Source organism: Kocuria sp. NPDC057446 (assembly GCF_042802875.1).
Taxonomy (GTDB): Bacteria; Actinomycetota; Actinomycetes; order Actinomycetales; family Micrococcaceae; genus Kocuria.
This window is the reverse complement of record NZ_JBHVDI010000069.1, coordinates 1-18,026: the sequence shown is the minus strand read 5'-3', so window position 1 is coordinate 18,026 and position 18,026 is coordinate 1. Positions and strand designations below refer to the sequence as shown.

Annotated in this window: 16 protein-coding genes and 1 pseudogene; 10 read left to right on the top strand and 7 right to left on the bottom strand. The window is 64.4% G+C overall.

Annotation, left to right across the window (positions count from 1 at the left end):
* Window positions 1-109 precede the first annotated feature (109 nt).
* Window positions 110-1,162, top strand: coding sequence for a LacI family DNA-binding transcriptional regulator (locus tag ACFU0Y_RS10075; RefSeq protein ID WP_380214354.1), 1,053 nt, complete (start codon window positions 110-112; stop codon window positions 1,160-1,162).
* 464 nt (window positions 1,163-1,626) lie between these two features.
* Entirely contained in the window at window positions 1,627-2,451 is an 825-nt protein-coding gene (locus ACFU0Y_RS10070; protein WP_380214353.1) for an alpha/beta fold hydrolase, read from the top strand.
* A gap of 134 nt (window positions 2,452-2,585) precedes the next feature.
* On the opposite strand, the gene ACFU0Y_RS10065 is transcribed toward ACFU0Y_RS10070, so the two are convergent.
* Window positions 2,586-3,050 (bottom strand): Lrp/AsnC family transcriptional regulator, encoded by a 465-nt coding sequence (locus ACFU0Y_RS10065; protein WP_380214352.1) that lies wholly within the window; start codon window positions 3,048-3,050, stop codon window positions 2,586-2,588.
* A gap of 93 nt (window positions 3,051-3,143) precedes the next feature.
* On the opposite strand from ACFU0Y_RS10065, the gene ACFU0Y_RS10060 reads away from it, so the two are divergent.
* Window positions 3,144-3,587, top strand: a complete 444-nt coding sequence (locus ACFU0Y_RS10060; protein WP_380214351.1) for a rhodanese-like domain-containing protein — start codon at window positions 3,144-3,146, stop codon at window positions 3,585-3,587.
* Window positions 3,588-3,785: 198 nt separating this feature from the next.
* On the opposite strand, the gene ACFU0Y_RS10055 is transcribed toward ACFU0Y_RS10060, so the two are convergent.
* The 5 genes from ACFU0Y_RS10055 to ACFU0Y_RS10035 all read right to left on the bottom strand — a co-directional run bounded on the left by ACFU0Y_RS10055 (window position 3,786) and on the right by ACFU0Y_RS10035 (window position 8,831).
* Window positions 3,786-4,559, bottom strand: a complete 774-nt coding sequence (locus ACFU0Y_RS10055) for a sulfite exporter TauE/SafE family protein (RefSeq protein WP_380214350.1) — start codon at window positions 4,557-4,559, stop codon at window positions 3,786-3,788.
* Between the two features lie 70 nt (window positions 4,560-4,629).
* Window positions 4,630-5,028 carry a TetR family transcriptional regulator C-terminal domain-containing protein gene (locus tag ACFU0Y_RS10050; RefSeq protein ID WP_380214349.1) on the bottom strand — a complete coding sequence of 133 codons (399 nt, stop codon included), beginning with the start codon at window positions 5,026-5,028 and terminating at the stop codon, window positions 4,630-4,632.
* Between the two features lie 486 nt (window positions 5,029-5,514).
* Window positions 5,515-6,882 carry a CoA transferase gene (locus tag ACFU0Y_RS10045; RefSeq protein ID WP_380214348.1) on the bottom strand — a complete coding sequence of 456 codons (1,368 nt, stop codon included), beginning with the start codon at window positions 6,880-6,882 and terminating at the stop codon, window positions 5,515-5,517.
* Window positions 6,879-7,634: a hypothetical protein gene (locus ACFU0Y_RS10040; protein ID WP_380214347.1), complete on the bottom strand. Its 756-nt coding sequence runs from the start codon at window positions 7,632-7,634 to the stop codon at window positions 6,879-6,881. The genes ACFU0Y_RS10045 and ACFU0Y_RS10040 overlap by 4 nt, the downstream gene beginning before the upstream one ends.
* Before the next feature lie 435 nt (window positions 7,635-8,069).
* On the bottom strand, window positions 8,070-8,831 hold the full coding sequence (locus ACFU0Y_RS10035) for an alcohol dehydrogenase catalytic domain-containing protein (protein WP_380214346.1): 762 nt from the start codon (window positions 8,829-8,831) through the stop codon (window positions 8,070-8,072).
* 401 nt (window positions 8,832-9,232) lie between these two features.
* Between ACFU0Y_RS10035 and ACFU0Y_RS10030 the strand changes: the two genes are divergently transcribed.
* Window positions 9,233-10,171 carry an alpha/beta fold hydrolase gene (locus ACFU0Y_RS10030; RefSeq protein ID WP_380214345.1) on the top strand — a complete coding sequence of 313 codons (939 nt, stop codon included), beginning with the start codon at window positions 9,233-9,235 and terminating at the stop codon, window positions 10,169-10,171.
* Window positions 10,172-10,290: 119 nt separating this feature from the next.
* Here the strand turns inward: ACFU0Y_RS10030 and ACFU0Y_RS10025 are convergent, their stop codons facing one another.
* On the bottom strand, window positions 10,291-11,691 hold the full coding sequence (locus ACFU0Y_RS10025) for a PLP-dependent aminotransferase family protein (RefSeq protein WP_380214344.1): 1,401 nt from the start codon (window positions 11,689-11,691) through the stop codon (window positions 10,291-10,293).
* Window positions 11,692-12,025: 334 nt separating this feature from the next.
* On the opposite strand from ACFU0Y_RS10025, the gene ACFU0Y_RS10020 reads away from it, so the two are divergent.
* The 6 genes and pseudogenes from ACFU0Y_RS10020 to ACFU0Y_RS09995 form a co-directional block, all read left to right on the top strand.
* On the top strand, window positions 12,026-13,150 hold the full coding sequence (locus ACFU0Y_RS10020; RefSeq protein ID WP_380214343.1) for a branched-chain amino acid aminotransferase: 1,125 nt from the start codon (window positions 12,026-12,028) through the stop codon (window positions 13,148-13,150).
* Window positions 13,151-13,411: 261 nt separating this feature from the next.
* A complete protein-coding gene (locus ACFU0Y_RS10015; RefSeq protein ID WP_380214342.1) occupies window positions 13,412-13,612 on the top strand; it encodes a hypothetical protein in 201 nt (66 codons plus the stop codon).
* Window positions 13,613-13,753: 141 nt separating this feature from the next.
* On the top strand, window positions 13,754-14,638 hold the full coding sequence (locus tag ACFU0Y_RS10010) for an NAD(P)-dependent oxidoreductase (RefSeq protein ID WP_380214341.1): 885 nt from the start codon (window positions 13,754-13,756) through the stop codon (window positions 14,636-14,638).
* Window positions 14,628-15,818, top strand: coding sequence for an MFS transporter (locus ACFU0Y_RS10005; protein ID WP_380214340.1), 1,191 nt, complete (start codon window positions 14,628-14,630; stop codon window positions 15,816-15,818). The genes ACFU0Y_RS10010 and ACFU0Y_RS10005 overlap by 11 nt, the downstream gene beginning before the upstream one ends.
* 89 nt (window positions 15,819-15,907) lie before the next feature.
* A complete protein-coding gene (locus tag ACFU0Y_RS10000) occupies window positions 15,908-16,654 on the top strand; it encodes an SDR family NAD(P)-dependent oxidoreductase (protein ID WP_380214339.1) in 747 nt (248 codons plus the stop codon).
* A gap of 261 nt (window positions 16,655-16,915) precedes the next feature.
* Window positions 16,916-17,839, top strand: a pseudogene (locus ACFU0Y_RS09995) (IS481 family transposase); the annotation flags it as partial.
* Between the last annotated feature and the right edge of the window lie 187 nt (window positions 17,840-18,026).

Here is an 18,026-nt window from a genome sequence, read left to right as displayed (position 1 = left end):
CCCTGACCGAGATGGGATACGACGGAGTGGTCGCCATGGAGGCCTTCGCCGCCGGCGACCCCGACGTCGCCCTGGGACGCTTCCGCGACGCCTTCACCACCTTCCGGCGATGACTCCCACTTCCACGTCACAGGACGCCCCCGGCCGCCCGGGCCGGCGCCGCGTCACGATGCGCGAGGTCGCCCAGGCGGCCGGGGTCTCCCAGCCGCTGGTCTCGATCGTCTTCCGCAACGCCCCCGGGGCCAGCGAGGAGACCCGGGCCCACGTGCGGGCGGTCGCCGCCGAGCTGGGCTATCGCCGTGACGAACGCGCCCGCGTGCTGCGACAACAGCACTCCCGGCTGCTCGGGGTGGCCTTCGAACCGATGCAGCCCTTCCACGGCGAGATCCTGGACGGGCTCCACCGCGCCGCCCGGGGCCACGGCTATGACGTGGTCCTCTCCGCGGTCACCGGCTCCCGACCCGAGGAGGACGCCGTGGAGGCCCTGCTGCGCGACCGGTGCGAGGCCCTGGTCCTGCTGGGCAGCTCACTGCCCCAAGACCGGCTGGAGCACCTGAGCAGAACCTTGCCGGTCGTCTCTGTCACCCGGGCCGTCACCTCGGAAGCCATTGCCAGTGTCGCCACTGACGACCACCGGGGCATGGTCCTGGCCGTGGAACACCTGATCTCCCTCGGCCATCAGCGCATCGCCTACATCGACGCCAACCGTGAAGCCGGCGGCCAGGACCGCCGCGCGGGGTATCAGGACGCCATGACTGCCGCAGGCCTTGCGGACCACGCCCTCATCGTGGCCGGCGGCGCATCGGAGGCCGGAGGTGCAGCCGCCATCACCGAGCTCCTGTCTCAAGACCCCGCCCCCACGGCTGTGATCGCCTTCAACGACCGTTGCGCCGTCGGGGTGATCAGCCAGGCCCGGGTCCTCGGCCACAGCGTTCCCGGGGACCTCTCGGTGGTCGGCTTCGACGACTCCGAGCAGGCGACCCTGCCCTACATCGATCTCACCACCTTGGCCCAGGACCCTCATCAACTGGCCCACACGGCCGTCGAGCTAGCCCTGCGCCACCTCACTACCGCAGAGACAGACACTCCCGCGCCAGGCGAACACATCGTGATTCCCTCGCAACTTGTCGCCCGCACCAGCACCGCCCCTGCCCACCTCTGATCCTCAAAGAAAACCAGAATGGTCACGTCTGCTATGGGCACCCGCACCGATCCCGACCTCGTCCGCCGCTGCCAGCACTGGCTCGACGAGACGGGCCGACAACGCCTCAAAATCACTTGACGCTAATAGGAGCATCCGTTAGAGCGACAGTCCCTCACAGCCCGGAAGTGCAGGAAATCCGGTCGAATGAAATTTGGGGCGGGTCGGGCAATATCCATGCATCAGTGGCCGGTAGCCGGGCCATATGTAAAGCGGCAGGGTGTCGGTAGAGCCCTTGCGGGTCGTGAACTTGGGCACTTGCCGCATCCCTGCGGACCACACCAGTGGCGAGCCGGGTCGGATGACACCTGATGGTGCGGCAGTCCCATGACCTTGAATGTTTGAATCGCTAGGACTGTCGAGCCGACCTCGTTGAGGCTAGCCAGACGGGTGAGCTGGAGAGAAACAGATGGGAGCATAAACGCATGGACCTAGAGGTAGAGTTCACCTGGCGTGGTCGCCAAATTGCTTGGAAGGCCATGGGGACCGGTCCCGCGGTCGTCTTCTGTCACGGCACCCCTTGGTCTTCTGCCCTTTGGGCTCCCTTTGCTGAGGCCTTGGCGAAGGACTACACCGTCTACTTGTGGGACATGCCCGGGTACGGAGCATCGTCGATGGAACCACATCACGAGGTGGACCTAGGCCTGCAAGGTGAGGCCTTCACGGCCATGTTGAAGCATTGGGATTTACGGGCTCCTCATGTGATCGCTCACGACTACGGGGGCGCGGTGTCCTTGCGGGCTCATCTTCTGCACGGCTCGAAGTTTTCGTCCCTGTGTTTGGTGGATGTCGTTGCGCTCAGACCGTGGGGATCTCCCTTCTTCGCCCTCGTCAAAGCTCATCCTGAGGTGTTCGCCCAGTTGCCGGCTTCTGTGCACCGCGGTGCTCTCGAGGCGTACATTGCCGGAGCGAGCTATCGCGGCTTGCATGCGAAAGACCTCGCTCGGCTGGCCGATCCGTGGTGCGGGGATCAAGGTCAGGCAGCCTTCTACCGCCAGATCGCTCAGGCCGACGAGGCCTGGACCGCAGCACTGGAACCCCATCTGGCAGCGATAGACATCCCTACGCATATCGTCTGGGGCGAGGATGACACCTGGATCCCCGTGGACCGCGCCCATCGTCTGCACGAAGCCATCCCCGGAAGCACACTGTCCCTCATACCGTCGGCCGGGCATCTCATCCACTACGACGCACCTGTCGCACTGGCCACCGAGGTGACTCAGTGGCTCACCCAACTTGGTCGACCTTGACGACAGCTCGTGTGCTCGAGGCCGCCGGTGGGCGTGAACCTCGGAACCGTTCTTGTCTGGATGCAGACGACACGGCTGCTGAGCTTGGAGAGGGGCACAATGGGCCCCTCACAGCCTGTAGCGACGAAAGCGTCTTAGCTCGCAGGAGGAAGGACGGCACGCAAGGGTTGAGGGCTGGAGTACACCACGCTGGTGGTCACCGACCCCAAAGTGCCCATGCGACCACTGACGGCCTCCAGATGGCGCATGGACGTGGCCACGACTTTCATGATGAAGCAGTCGTCGCCTGTCACGTGGTGCGCCTCCACGATCTCCGGCGTCTCGGCCAGTAAGCGGTGCAGAGGCTCGTAGATGCTGCTGGGATAGCGCAGGCGCAGAAACGCCATGATGGGGTACCCCATCGCTTCGGGATCCACCATCGCGGCGTATCCAGTGATCACTCCAGCATCTTCCAACCGACGGACGCGTTCGGCCACCGCGCTGTTGGACATCCCCACGGTACGCCCCAGAGCCGTGATCGTCTGACGGCCTTCGGCTTGAAGAGCCTTGAGAATGGCAACATCAGTACGGTCAAGGGGCAGCGCGAGATTGGCGTTCACAGCGGGATCTTCCCACGCCTTTTACGGCGCGAAGCCGCGAAGACCGGAACTTGCTTCTTCCCCGATCCTCCACTGCCTCATAATCTCGGCCCCATGACGCAGACACCGGTACCCTCCCACGTGCTGATCGACCATTTTGCCGCCAAGCTGGCCTTTGAGACTGATCCCGCCGATGCTCATGCAGCGCTCGTGGGCGGGGAACCGGTCGTAGTGGTGGATTCCCGCGGACATGCCGCCTGGGCCCAGGGGAGGATTCAAGGCGCGCTGCACATGCCAACCGCTGACATTGCCGCGCAGGCCCGGCAAAGGATCCCGGTGGAGCTTCCCGTGGTCGTCTACTGCTGGGGCCCTGGGTGCAACGGGGCTACCCGAGCGGCACTGGAATTTGCACGTCAGGGTTATCAGGTCAAGGAAATGATCGGTGGATACGAGTACTGGGCCCGTGAGGGTTACCCGGTGGAGAACAACCATGGCCCGCTCCACCGACCGATCGACGACCTCACTGCCCCGGTGAGGACTCTCACTTGCGACTGCTGAGCTCCAGAACGCAGGCCAGTCACGGGACAGTCAACACAGTGGTCGGGGCTACTGCGGGGCCTTATGGGCCAGCTACTGCGGACCCGGCGAGAACTCAGCTGCCGCACCGATTGAAGCCAGCGCCCTGTCGACCCACGGGCACATGCGCCCCCGCACATGACACTGCAGGCCCAGGGAAATAGGTCAGGACCACCGGCTTCAACCGGCGAACGCCATTCGGGCGAGGGCGGCAACGCCGATGACCAGGATCAAGGTTCGCATCGCAGTTGGAGACAGGCGACGACCAAAGCGTGCCCCCGCAAAACCGCCCAGGGTGGAACCGACCGCGATGAGCGCGATGACAGTCCAGTTGATGGCTTCTCCAGCGGCCAGGAGAAAGACACCGGCGGCCACGGCGTTGACCGCCGTCACCAGAACATTCTTGATGCCGGTGACTTGTTGCAGATTGTGCACGGTGACGACGCTCATCAGTCCCATCAGGAGGATGCCCTGAGCCGCTCCGAAGTAGCCGCCGTACATTCCCAGAACCGCGGTGCCCACCGCCAACGCCACGGCGCGGCCGCGAGGAGCCCGCGGAGAAGAGGAACGGGCGGAGACACGCGCGGCACGACGCTGCAGTGCAGGTCCTGCAGCGACCATGAGCAGGCCCAGCAGAATCAGCACCGGCACGATGGTCCCGAAGGCCGAAGCCGGTAGAACCAGCAACAACATGGCCCCCGTCAGCCCACCTAACAGTGAGATCGGCAGTAGGCGGACGAGCAGCTGCTTGTTCTCGGCGGCTTCGCGTCGATACCCCCAAGAACCGCTGAGGCCGCCGAAAACAAGGCCGATGTTGTTGGAGACGTTGGCCGTCAGTGGCGGGTACCCGAACAGGAGCAGAGTGGGGAATGTCACCAACGTTCCCGAGCCGACCACTACGTTGATCATGCCGGCCCAGAAGCCTGCCACCAGGATCACTGCCGCCTCGAGCACGGGGCTTCCTTCCGGCCTTTTCCTGATGGATGTTTTCCGGCGGCCGATGAGCAAGCTGGTGTTGAGAAGATCAGTGATCGGGCGTGGGTTCTCCAGTGCGGGGAGGTGTCAGGATGGCCTGCAGCATTGTGTGCAGCTGCGATTTCGAATGCTGGTTCCCTGGGGAAGGATCGACCAGAGCATGCAGGAGGATGCCGTCGCAAGCGGCTATCAGCAAGGACGCGGCTTGCAAGGCTGAGGGAGCCGTCCATTCCGGATCGAGTTCCTGAAGGTGGGCGGCCAGGTGGGCTTTGGCGCCGTCGAGGTCGGTGCGGACGATGCGGGAAATGTCCGGGTAGTAGGCGGTGCCGACCATGATCTGGATGAGCAGCTGGATTCCGGTGAGTTCCTCGCGGCCAGTCTCGAGGGCAGTCAGGAACACGGCGATCAGTTCCTCGACCGAGGTGGTGCTCACCAACTCGTCGGTCATGGGCCCAATCAGAGCGTGACTGACCTGTTCTGCGATGGCTCTGTGTAGGCCGGCGAGGTTGCCGAAGTGGTACCGGACCAGCCCAAGGGGTGCTTCTGCTTGCTGGGCGACCTTGCGGTGGGTCAGCCCGGGCCACCCCTCGTTCACCAAACACGTGACGCCTGCCTGCACCAGCTCGGCTCGTCGCTGCTGACCCTTTGCGGAACGGTGAGGAGTGGACGGGGGTTGTTGCTGTGCTGGGTGCATCTTCTCCTCGATCACCGGTCTGCACCGCCCTCGCCGGCGTGGGGCAGGAGTGACCGTTGACGGATGTCTTCTGGACACTACCTCTCACCTTAGTCTTCCGTTCGATGCCCAAGGCGGACCCAGATGGCGTCATGCACCGCGGCCGGGGGTGTCTGGGGGTGGGTGACTCGACGGTTTTCCAGAGGAGTTGAACTCGGCAACCAGGTCGAAGACGGGCGGCTCTCGAGGGAGGAGCAGGGATCATGGTCTCCACGTGGCCAGGTCCTTGCCCCAGGGGCGGCTCGGGGCCGGCCAGGTATTGGGTCCATCGGTGTACTGCAGTGCTGGTTGGGCGTAGGTCACAGGTCCGGCAAGGGTGTCCACGGTGGTGGTCGTCGCCTCGAGGCCTGATCCCGGTGGGCGCGTATCCAGGAGGGGGTACTGCAGCAGCTCCTGGGCGATCCGGGCCAGGGACACTTCCACTGTGGCACCGGTGCCCGTGGTACGGCGGTGGCGCAGGGCGGTGAGAAGTCCCGCGGCCAACAGGTACCCGGCGCTGTGGTCGAGAGCTTGAGCCGGCAGGGCACCAGGAGTGGGAGCGCCATCGGCCTCGATGACGGCGATGCCGGTGGCGGCTTGAACGATGCTGTCGAACCCCCGTCGGAGGGCCCATGGGCCCTCCGTTCCCCATGCGCTGAGGCGTCCGATGATGAGCCCGGGGTGCCGCTGGGTAAGAGTTTGAGGGTCCAGGTCGAAGGCATCGAGGGCAGCGAGACGGTAGCCGGTCACCAGCACATCAGCCCCAGCCAGCAGGTCATCGAACACGGCCCGATCCCGGCGCTCATGCAGGTCCAACAGGGTCGATCGCTTGCCGGCCCCGGTATCCAGGTGTTGCCACTGCGGCTCTTCGAGATGTGGGGCGTCGACACGCAGCACATCGGCGCCCAACAGCGCCAGGGATCGAGTGGCCACGGGGCCGGCGATAACTCGCGTCAAGTCCAGTACTCGTACCCCCGCCAGTGGGGCTTGGGGCTGATCCCGCAAGGGATGGGCGTGAGATGCACCAACATGGTCGTCAGTCTGATAGGTGACTAAAGGGTCCGCCCTGACGGCTTGCGACTGTGGGTACGTCCGCCATTGGCTGGGGGTACGGACCTGCACGGCGATGGCACCGTGGTAAGCGGCGCGCTGTTCGATCTGGGCGGTCTCCAGCTCTTGCAGCCGGGCGCCGAACTCCTTTTTGGTCGCGGACTCGTTCAGGTCCAGTGCGTGGAGCAGACGTGCCCGGTGATGGGGGTAGTTGGCGTGGGTTCGCACCCAGCCGTCACTGGCAGGCCAGAACCCGGACAGTTCGGCCCACACGTCGGGTCGCTTGCCGTCGATCTTGATGTGGCGGTCGCTGGTGACGGCGGTGCGTATCCGTGCGCTGTCCAGCGACACATCCGGTGCGGGATCGTTGAGCAGGGCCGCAGCCAGGGAAGCTGAGGCGACGCTGTCGCGCACCAAGTGATCCACGGCTAACCGGGAGGACAACTCGGGTGCACCACCGGGTCGCACGCCCTCCAATGCGGCGGGATCCTGCCCTAGGGCGGACCAAGCGGTCTGCAGGATGCTGAGCTGAGCAGTCACCGGATGTCCTTCCACGATGCTGGCTTGGGTGAATCCTCAACCAGCTCGGTAGCCGAGGTATCGGTTGAAGCAGGTTCTGGGGTGTCGACGGGCGAGGTAGCTGGACGTATCGGCTTCTCAGAGCCGCGCTGGTGCCGCTGTGATGAGGTCACGGGCCGGTATGGTTCCTCCTGGACGGCGTGGGCGAGGGCGAGTTTGAGCACGATGACCGGTGGAAGCCACCAGAACCCGTCCGGGGCACCGGCCAAGGGCGCGACCACTGCCGTGAGGGAGCAGGCGGCCAAGGCCATGGGGCGTTGTAGATAAAGGGGGCAGCATCGCACCGCGATCACGGCGGCGAGCACCACTGCGTACACGCATAGCCCCCACCACCAGGTCCCGCCGGGAAAAACCAACCCGACGAGTACCGGGTGTAGGTGCAGGGCGGTGAAAAGCACCGGTCTGCGCAGCAACCGGGTGGGCCCATGAGCACCTACGTGACCCGAGGGGGTGTGGTGGTCCCGTTTGGCCGTGTTCAACCCGTTGGCCACCACCCCGCCAGCGAGATCGAAGACCAGCACCGCGGCCAGCACGTATTGCCACAGCATCCAGGAGGACTCAGCTGTGAGCACAGCATGGCCAATGACGACAGCCGTGGCGGTGATGGCCGTCAGCTGGACCAGCGCCTTCTCCTCCGTCCTAGCCCCAGCCCCATACAGCGGATTCGGCGGGCCGGGAGGAAGATTCCAGTCCACACGAGACGAAGTGGTCATCAGGTACCCCCTGGGGCTCACACCATCACTAGGATTATACGATCGTACAACTACAGGTTGGTGGAACGCTAGCCCTGCCTCTGACAAGCGCCAGTCGGGGTCGGTCTCAGGCATCCGTGTTGGACGTTGCGGTGGCCCAGAGCGCCGTACGGCAGGTGCCCTACGTCTAATTGACCCGCGAGTACCCCAGGGTGACCCTAGGTGTTGGTGCGATCAGTATTCGGGGCACTCAGGGGCGGAGCACCACCTTGCCCACAGATGGACGGACCTGCTGCATGCGGAGAGCTTGCCCGAAGTCCGCCAAACCCATCTCCACAACGCGGCCGGAGTCGAGCACACCCTTCCGAGCCAAGTCCCAGCTGCCGGCGAAGGCCTCCAGCAACTGCGCGCGAGTGGCGGTGTGGGCCCAGGGCCGCAGACGAAAGTACTCGATTTTCAGATCCGGGCGATGCTCGAGCAAACGGACCGGCAAAGGTCGACCCGACAGCAGGCCATAGTGCACCACCGTTCCCCCACTCGCACCGCCTGGGCAAGCCACTCCCCCTCGGTCCCGCCAACACAGTCGAAGGCAAGGTCAATGACCTGCTGCTGACCCAGATCCCGCACATTGCGCATCCAGTCGTCTCCTGCCGTGTCGAGAAAGAGCGAGTCCGCGGTTCCGGTGCTTCGTGAGCCCAGCTCCACCACCTGTATTCCCTGCTGGTGCAACAGATGGGCAAGGATCACTGCAATGGAAGAAGAGGATGCATTGAGGGCCACGGTGGCAGCGCCACCCGCGTAACGCTGCACCATGTGATGAGCAGTGATGGGGTTGATGTAGCTCCGTGCTGCCGTGGAATCGGGCACATCCGATGGAACCGGGATGCACTGCGAGGCGTTCACCACCCTCAGCGTCTGCCAGGCGCCAGCCGTACCGACGGGCATCACCCTCTGCCCCAGAGTCCATCCCGGACAGTGTTCTCCGAGGGAGGTGATGACTCCCACGCCTTCGAAGCCAGGAATGAAGGGCAACGGCGTCCGATGCGGATATGCGCCCCTTACGGGTATCAAGTCCGAAGGATTGAGGGCAACGGCTGTCATTCGCACTATCACCTGGTGCGGCAGGGGCTCGGGGTGCACCAGCTTGGTCAAGTTCAGCACCTGCTGCGGAGGGCCGAACCGCTCGGCGACGACTGCTTGACTCACCAGCGCCTTCACCTCGTTTGTGCATCTGGAGTCGCTGCCGACAACGAACTTCCCTGACACCGAACGCGCAGCGTACTTCGATGGATATTGACCCCCTGGAGCGTCGACCTCCGCGCCATCAGATCATGCCGGGGGCAGTGCGCAGCAACGTCCATGTTCGAATCCCTTTTTCGTACCGCCGTGCTGTCGTCCTGAAGATGCCACGAGATCCGGTCCGACGATGCGATACCCCATCGGACCCCTCTTGACCCCCAGCAGTAGTTATTATACGACTGTACAACTGAGTGGGTCACTTGAAGCACCCGCACGTACTTATCCCATACCGCCCCGGTGCTATGCGATGGCATGAACGAGCGCTGACATCGCGGCCCCCTTGACCAGCGCGATGCCCAAAGCCTGCCAGGAGGTGTTTGATGGACGTCCCGGCGACGGTTGCGTCTCATTCGGTTGAAGTTCTCTGCCAGGACGGGTTCACCCTGCGGGGCCGCTTGTGGGACCCTGCACCGGGAACACAGAGGGTCGAGGCCACCGTGGTCATTGCTGCAGCCACGGGCGTGAAGTCGGCCTACTATCACCGATATGCGAGGTTCCTTGCCGAGTCGGGCCTAAGCTCGTTCACTGTCGACTACCGCGGCATCGGCGACTCGAAGCAGCCCTTCGCCACGGCCCGTAGGGCCAGGTGGGCCGACTGGGGCGTACTGGACCTCGATGCAGCTCTGCGTTGGGTGATGGAGCATCGACCGGAGGACAAACTTCTCAGTGTCGGCCACAGCTTCGGCGGATTCGGAATCGGCCTTGCCGCTCACAGCAGGCACGTTCATCGACATCTCAGCGTGGGTGGTCAGCACGCCTATTGGCGAGACTATCGACCCGGCCACCGAGCCCATCTGTGGTGGCGTTGGCACATGCTCATGCCAATGATCACGGCGGCTTGGGGCCACTTCCCGGGCAGTCGCTTGGGTTGGCTGGAGGACCTACCTCGTGGGGTCGCCATGGATTGGGCACGAAGCAAAGGAAACTTCACCGCCACCGGACGTACCGCAGAGCAGCGGGGAAAGATGCAGGAGCATCTGGCCCACTTCTGCGCCCCGACACTAGCGGTGACTACCACCGACGACCCTTATGCCACTCCCGCAGCACTCTCCCGCGCATTGTCCTACAGCCCCCTTGCTCACCCTCATCTGTGGGAGCTACGCCCTGAGGACCTCGGAGTCCCGGAGGTCGGACACTTCGGCTTGTTCCACGACCGCTTCCGCACCACCTTCTGGCCGGCCACTCTCGCCTGGTTACGCGATGGGACCCTCCCCCTCAGTGATGGAGCCGAGCCGACTGCTGCAGGCCCTCAGTGCTGATGTTCGATGTCCCACCCCTGACGTGGGCCAGAAGACGGCTCGTCGCCGGGACGCGACTGTTGCGCACCGCACTGCATGGCATCGCACCGATTCTCAATTGGGGGCATCACCCAGAGGATTCAGACCACCTGGTCGAGGGTGATGCCATTCTTCAGCCCCTGATGGTCGCCCAAGGAGCGCCAGGCGTCCTCGAGCAGTGGAACTCCTGTGTGGAGATCGTCGAGGTGACCGGTGAACGGTATGCGGAGGTTGCGTTCGAAGGCACCGTCAACACTGAACCGAGGGCCGGCGGTCAGATGCACCCCTTTGGTGCGTGCGGCCAGCGTCAGGGCAGAGCTCTGAGGCGATCCCAAGCCGACCCAGAAGGCCACCCCGCCAGGGGTCAGGGGCACCTGCCAACCCGGGAGGTGCTTGGCCAACAGGTGGCCGGCGAGTTGACGACTCGAGCGCAGTTGCTTAGTTCGATGCTCGAGAACCTCGCCCATCCTGGGGAACAGTTCCGCTGTGACAAGCTGATCGATCGTCGGAGTGCCCATGTCCTGGGCTGCCCGAATTGTCGCCAGGCGATGGATGAGTTGCTCATCAGCGCGGATCCACCCGACCCTCAATCCTCCCCACACCGACTTGCCCGTCGAACCGATGGTGACTACCGCGGCATCGTTGTCGGTCAAGGCCGCCAACGGCCGGTGCCTTTCGACTCGGTCGATGGCCAGGTCCCGGGTGGTCTCATCGATCAGCAGAACGGTACCGGCCCGGCCCGCCAGCCGAACGATCTCCTCGCGAGTGGAGAGGTCCATGGAGGCGCCGGTGGGGTTGTGGAAGTCCGGCATCAGATAGGCCACGGCAGGCCGGAAGCTTTCCACGGTCGCGGCGAATCCGGGGAGGTCCCATCCGGCGCTGTTGACGGAGACCGTGACCGGTCGGCCCCCGGCATTATGCAACGCCTCATAGGCGTGCGGGTAGGTCGGAGACTCGAGGAGCACTCGATCCCCCCGTGTCAGCAGAGCTCGAGCGCTCAGCGCGATGGCGTGCTGAGCCCCGAGTGTCACCATGACCTGGGAGGGGCTGGTCGGGAGCCCTTGCTCTGCATAGTGGTCGGCAATTCTGCGCCGCAAGGACGGGTGACCCAGCAGATCGAAGCCCAATCCGGCGTTGCGTGCGTTGAAGGATGCGGTGACGTCGGCGAGTATTCCCGGCAGCTCAGGCCACATCGGCAGAGCGGCCCTGCTGAGATCAATGACTGCGCCAGGATCGACCGACGACTGACTTCCCGTTGCCGGAGGCAATATCGCACTGCTACCAGCCCCCCGAGAACTGATCAGGTAGCCCTGTTCTCGCAACAGACGGTAGGCGGAAATGACGGTTGTCCGACTGCGCCCGATCGCCTGGGCCAGCTCTCTCTCCGAAGGAAGCCAAGTGTGAACGGCTATCCGCCCGTCAATGATGAGAATTCGGATGCGCTCGGCCAGCGCCTCGTAGGCCGGCGCGGGGCCTTCCCACGTTCCGAGCAGTTGGGCCAATGCCCTACCAGAGAGGGCTGAGCGACCAGAGCGAGTGGAAACCATGAGTCCACCCTATCAATATTGGAGTCTTGTGCCATGGCCTTGGACCAGATTGGATATCTGCTACAGAGCGCCAAAACAAGTTCAGACCTGACATCATCATGCCGGCTCTGCGCGATTGGTACTTAATGGGTTGAGTCTGGATCTCGGTGGGGGCGAATCATGTTCACGCTGATGACCCGACAAGGTTTTTGCGCTTATGGCTTGACCGGCCCAGGGGCACATACACCCATTCGCGCTCAGTGGTGGGGCGATAGAAGTAGCGGTTCGAGCCGCGAGATTGGAGAACCATATGACCACGGCGACGAATACGTCGAGCCACCGTGGACCCGGGGCCACGTTCCGCAGGGAGCTTGTGAGGCCGTGGACGAAGGACCACGACCTGACGGATGTCTTGACGGTGCCTGTGTTCGACGAGAGGTTCACCGATCATATGGTCCTCATTGACTGGGACGAACAGGCGGGATGGCATGATCCCCGCGTCACCGCGTACGGGGCGCTGCCGTTGGATCCGGCTGCTGCTGTGTTGCACTACGGGTTGGAGATTTTCGAGGGCTTGAAAGCCTACCGGCACCCCGATGGATCCGTGTGGGCCTTCCGTCCTGAACGCAATGCGGCTCGTTTCCGCCACTCCGCTCGACGACTGGCCTTGCCGGAACTGAGCGAGGACCTGTTCCTGGAGGCCATCCGCCAGTTGGTCGAAGTGGACCGGTCGTGGGTGCCCAGCATGCCCGGCACCACCTTGTACTTGCGGCCCATGCTGGTGGCCACCGATCCGTTCATTGGACTGCGGACACCGCAACGGGCTCAGTTCGTGCTCATTGCCGGTCCTACCGGCCCCCTGCACCCTACTGATGAAGGGGTGTCGATGTGGGTGTCCTCCCAGTACTCCCGGGCAGGACAAGGCGGAACTGGCGCAGCCAAGTGCGGGGGGAACTACGCCTCATCACTGGTTGCCCTCCAAGAGGCTGTAGCCAATGGGTGCGCTCAAGTTCTCTTCCTCGATGCCGCAACGGGCAGCTGGCTCGAAGAGGCCGGCAACATGAACATCTTCCTTGTGCGCCGTGACGGGACGCTTGTGACCCCTCCCCTCGGAGAGACGATCCTGGCGGGTGTCACCCGTGCCAGCATCATCGAACTCGCACGGCAGGCCGGACACCATGTGGAGGAACGCCCTATCGCTCTCCAGGAATGGCGCACGGGTGTTACCGACGGCACGATCACCGAAGCCTTCGCCTGCGGTACCGCCGCGGTGATCACTGCCATCGGGCAGCTCCGCAGCACGGACGGCGTCATCCCCGCTCCCACGATCGGCTGGGGACCGGTCACCGCGTGGCTTCACGAGCGATTGACCGGCATCCAGTTCGGTCAAGTCCCCGACGAAAACGAGTGGATGGTGCGCCTTGTCCGCCCATGAATCACGAAGGGTTTCGGGCCCCGGCTACGACGATCCCTGCCGGTGGCCAAGCAGGTGTGCGGTTGGTGTGGATCGACGTGAGGAGAAGAAGACTGACATGGTCGTACCCCTTGTGTCTCTCCTACCGTCACCGTCTCGGACGGTTCCACGTGCCTGGCAGGCGGTTCACGGTGCACGGCCGACGTCGGTTTTGTCCCGATCAGATCAAAGACGGCTTAGATCCCGGCCGGAATGGCTCGGGAGACACGACGGGAGGCGCTCATGATGATTTCGCTCCTGTTCCTGGTAGCAGGCGTCATCATGGTGCTGTCGGTGTACACGGTCATCGGGCGCCTGGCCATCCCCCGGGAAGACCGTGTCCCGTGGCGGGAACTCGGCTGGTCCGGATGGGTCCATACACTCCGGCGCAGCCTGACCTTCCTCGGTGACTGCGCTCCCCCTGGCGGCATTCGGTCCTTGTGACCTCGATGCGTACGGCCCCGCTCCAAGCCTCGTGAAGCAGCACATCGGACGTCCGCAACTTCCCAAGCCAGGGGTCATTCGCGCAGTTATCAATGCCTTGGTTGCAAACACCTCTGACCGGACGATGAAAGTGGAGATCAAGTGGAAACCGTTGGATTCATCGGAATCGGTGTGATGGGTCAACCCATGGCGCTCAATCTTGTGAAGGACGGAGTGCCGTTGCTCGTTTGGAACCGGACTGCCGAACGGTGTGAACGAGTCCGGGCAGCCGGGGCTGAGGTCGCCACCACCCCGGAGGAAGTCTTCGAAAATGCACGGGTCGTCATCCTGATGATGATCGACAGCGCCGCAATGGATGCCGTTCTGGGTCGCGGCAGCGCCCAGTTCTCCGCCAATGTGGCGGGTCACCTCGTCGTGCATATGGGCACGACCTCAGCGGAATACTCGGCTGCTTTGGAGACCGACATATTGAACGCAGGCGGGCAGTATGTGGAGGCGCCAGTATCCGGCTCCCGCGCCCCGGCCACAGCCGGTCAACTTGTGGCCATGCTCGCCGGAGCCGACGCCTCCACCGTGGAGGAGGTGCGTCAGCTGATCCGGCCGATGTGCCGCGAGTCGATCATCTGCGGCCCCGTGCCGTCGGCGCTCCGGATGAAACTGGCCGTGAACCTGTACATGATCTCGATGATCACCGCCCTGGCCGAAGCTGTACAGTTCGCGAACCGCCACGGGCTCGATCTCAGCAGGTTCGCCGCGGTCCTGGAAGCGGGCCCTATGGACAGCCCCTTGGCGCGGATGAAAACGAAGAAGCTCATCGACAACGACTTCGAGGTCCAGGCGGCTATCACCGATGTGCTCAAGAACAGCCGGTTGGTCGCTGACGCGGCTCGCACGTCGGGGACCGCTTCCCCGCTGATCGATGTGTGCGCCGAGCTGTACGACGAGACCATGGCCATGGGCCTAGGGGCCCAGGACATGGTGGCGGTCATCAGGGCTCTCGAAGCTCGCACAGCACGTGAGTCCTGACCCCGCACATACGACCCAGGTGGCGCCCCCGCCACCGTCGCGCGTCCTGGCCGGTCTGTGCGTGGTGGAATTCCTCAGTTGGGGTGTCCTGTACTACTCCCTACCATTGGCCGCTCTGCAGATCGCCGCCGAGACGTCGTGGCCCATCCTCACCGTCTCCGCGGTCTACACCGCTTGCCTGCTGTGCGCTGCTGTCCTGGGACCATGGGCCGGCAGACTGGTCGACAGATACGGCCCTCGACGAGTCATGGCGGCCGGCTCGCTTCTGGGCGCCGGCGGCATGGCGTTGTCGATGTCCACGCCATTCCTTGCGCTGTTCGGCCTCGGGTGGCTGATTGCTGGAGCAGCTCAGGCATGCACGCTGTATCCGCCGGCGTTCGCCGCTGCGACCCAATGGTTCGGGACCCACCGGACCTGGCCGATCACTGCGATCACGCTGGCCGGTGGCGTTTCTTCCGCAGTCTTTGCGCCTGTGACGGCCGCGCTTGTTGACGCGTTGGGGTGGCGTCCAGCGTTTGGGGTCCTTGCTCTCGGCTACGGCCTGGTTTCCATCAGCGTCGCCGTGGTACTCCTGACCCCGCCATGGACTCGCCCACATCGAACCGGCACGGACCATGCTCAGTTCATCAGCTCCGTCGTGCGAGCTCCTACTTTCCGGATTACCCGCCTCGCTCTCGCCCTGCCGGCCGCTGGCTTGTATGCAGTTACCCTCAACATGATTCCCCTTCTGCAGGAATACGGCTTCGACTACCGCGACGCTGCAGTGGTCTTCGGGCTCGTCGGCGCCGGGCAACTGCTGGGCCGTCTCGCCTTCCTCCCGCTCAACAGACGAGGGACCCCGCGTACGCGAACCATGACCCAAGCAGGCCTTAGCGCCCTGGCCCTGTTCGGTGTCGCTGTAGTCTCCACCCCCGCCAGCCTGGTCATTGCCGCGGCCGTTTTCGCCGGCGCCGTTCGGGGCGCGCACACACTGTCCGTGGCCGCCGCCGTCTCGGATCGGTGGGGGCAGGATTCCTACGCGACCATCTTCGGCCGATTCCACTTCCCCATCGCCATATCCATGGCGATCGCTCCCGTCCTCGGTAGTCTCACCGCCACCACACTCGGCTCCTACCGTGGTGCCGCTGTCGGATTCGCTGTCCTGGCACTGTTCGCTGTTGCCATGGCGCGACGTACCTGAGCACGCTGGCTCCGAGCCCGATGTCCCAGTACCCACCGCTAGAAAGTGGCCATTACATGCAATCTCACACTCCAACCACGAAGCGCCCCGTGGCGATCGTCACCGGCGGTACGCGCGGCATTGGGCGCAGCATCGTCGATCAGCTCGGTCGCGATGGATTCACTGTGGTGTTCACTCATTCGAACTCTGATACTGCCGCCAAGGAACTCGAGATCGAGGGCGATGCCCAGGGACGCATTATTCACGGCATCCGTCTCGATGTCACCGATGACCATGCGCCACAAATCCTGTTAGATTTCGCCGAGAATCTCGGGGCGGTCGCTGCCCTTGTCAATAACGCTGGAATCACCGGCCCGATAAGTCCATTCACCGATCTGACCGATGAGGATTTGCGACGGGTCGTTGACGTCAACTTGATCGCCCCCACGCGCTTGTGCCGTGAAGTCGCCCGACGCTGGGCAATCGACACATCAAGCGCGTCAACCTCTGCCGGGCGAGCCATCGTCAACATCTCCTCAGTCGCCGCCCACACGGGCGCCCCCGGTGAGTACATCGCATACGCCGCAGCGAAAGCCGGTGTGGAAACCATGACCCTCGGGCTGGCCAAGGAACTCGCCCCGGCCGACATTCGCGTCAACGCCGTTTCTCCCGGCACCACGGACACCACCATTCACGCTCGGGCGGGAGAACCCGGACGAGCCCAACGGGTCGCGGCATCAATACCTCTTGGCCGCCCAGGCACCCCGACCGAGATCGCTGAAGCAGTCGCATGGCTGCTCTCACCTCACGCCTCCTATGTCACCGGAGCAGTGCTGAACGTCTCAGGAGGGCTCTGAGGTAGCCCCTGGGATTGGATTCTGACGCCTACTCATAGCCTCTGCGCATCCGAGAAGCGATGTCCATCAGCTAGGCGGCTTGGACGGTTCTTAACTTCCCGATTCTAACGGCCCCGGATCAGGACCAACGGGTGGGCGGTGGTATCTAGGTGTTGTGGGGCATGAGGTTCTTGGCGCGGGTGCGTCGATGAGATGAGGAACGGGCTCCTCGTCACAGGATGGAAGTTCCTACACCGTCCGTCCGCGCGAGAGAGCCCGTTCATGACCCACGTTAATGCACCACTGACCCCGACCGGCCGGCTGCGCATGGTGTTGCGCCACCTCGACGACGGGATCCCGAAGGCCCACGTGGCCGCGGAGTTCCGGGTCAGCCGCCCGACGGTGGCGACCTGGGTGGCCCGCTACCTCGAATCCGGCGAAGCCGGGTTGGCCGATCATCCCTCGACTCCGCGGCGCAGCCCTCAGCGCACCCCGGCGGCGGTCGTGGAGTCGATCGAGGCCTTGCGCCGGGAACGGAAGTGGTCCGCCCGGCGCATCCACCGCCACCTGCTCGGTCTCGGCCACGAGCTGCACCTGCGCACCGTGGGCCGGTGGCTGGCCCGGCTGGGCATCTCTCGGCTGCGCGACCTCACCCCGGACGGCGACGACCTGAGACGCCCACCGCAGCGCATCCGGGCTGCCTGGCCCGGGCACATGATCCACCTCGACGTGAAGAAAGTCGGGCGGATCCCCGACGGCGGCGGCTGGCGGGCCCACGGCCGCGGATCCACCGCCGCGAAGGCGGCCAAGCGTGGGCCCGGGGCGAAGGTCGGCTACACCTGCCTGCACTCGGCCGTGGATGGCTTCTCGAGGCTGGCCTACACCGAGGCCCTCGAAGACGAGAAAGCGGTGACCACCATCGGGTTCTTCTGCCGGGCCAGAGCCTTCTTCGCCGCCCACGGCATCACCCGGATCCACCGGGTCGTGACCGACAACGGCGCCAACTACCGGGCCAAGGACTTCACCCGCTGCGTGGAAGCCCTCGCCGGCCGGCACCAGCGCATCCGCCCCTACACGCCGCGGCACAACGGGAAGGTGGAGCGGTACAACCGGCTGCTTTCCGACGAGGTGCTCTACGCCCGCCCCTACGCCAGCGAGCAGGCCCGCCGGGACGCCATCGGGGTCTGGGTGAACCACTTCAACTACCGACTTATGGTCTGAAGCAGCAGCAGGTTCCTGGGGTAGCTTCCCGGGGCCTACTGTCAGGGGGTCAGCGGCGGTTGGCTCGACAACTATCTGTCGCCCCTCGCAGGGCTGACTCGTCGATGGTCTGGTCACCGTCCTGGCCTCCGCTGCGGCCTGACTCAACAGAGGGATGACCACACCAGCCCAC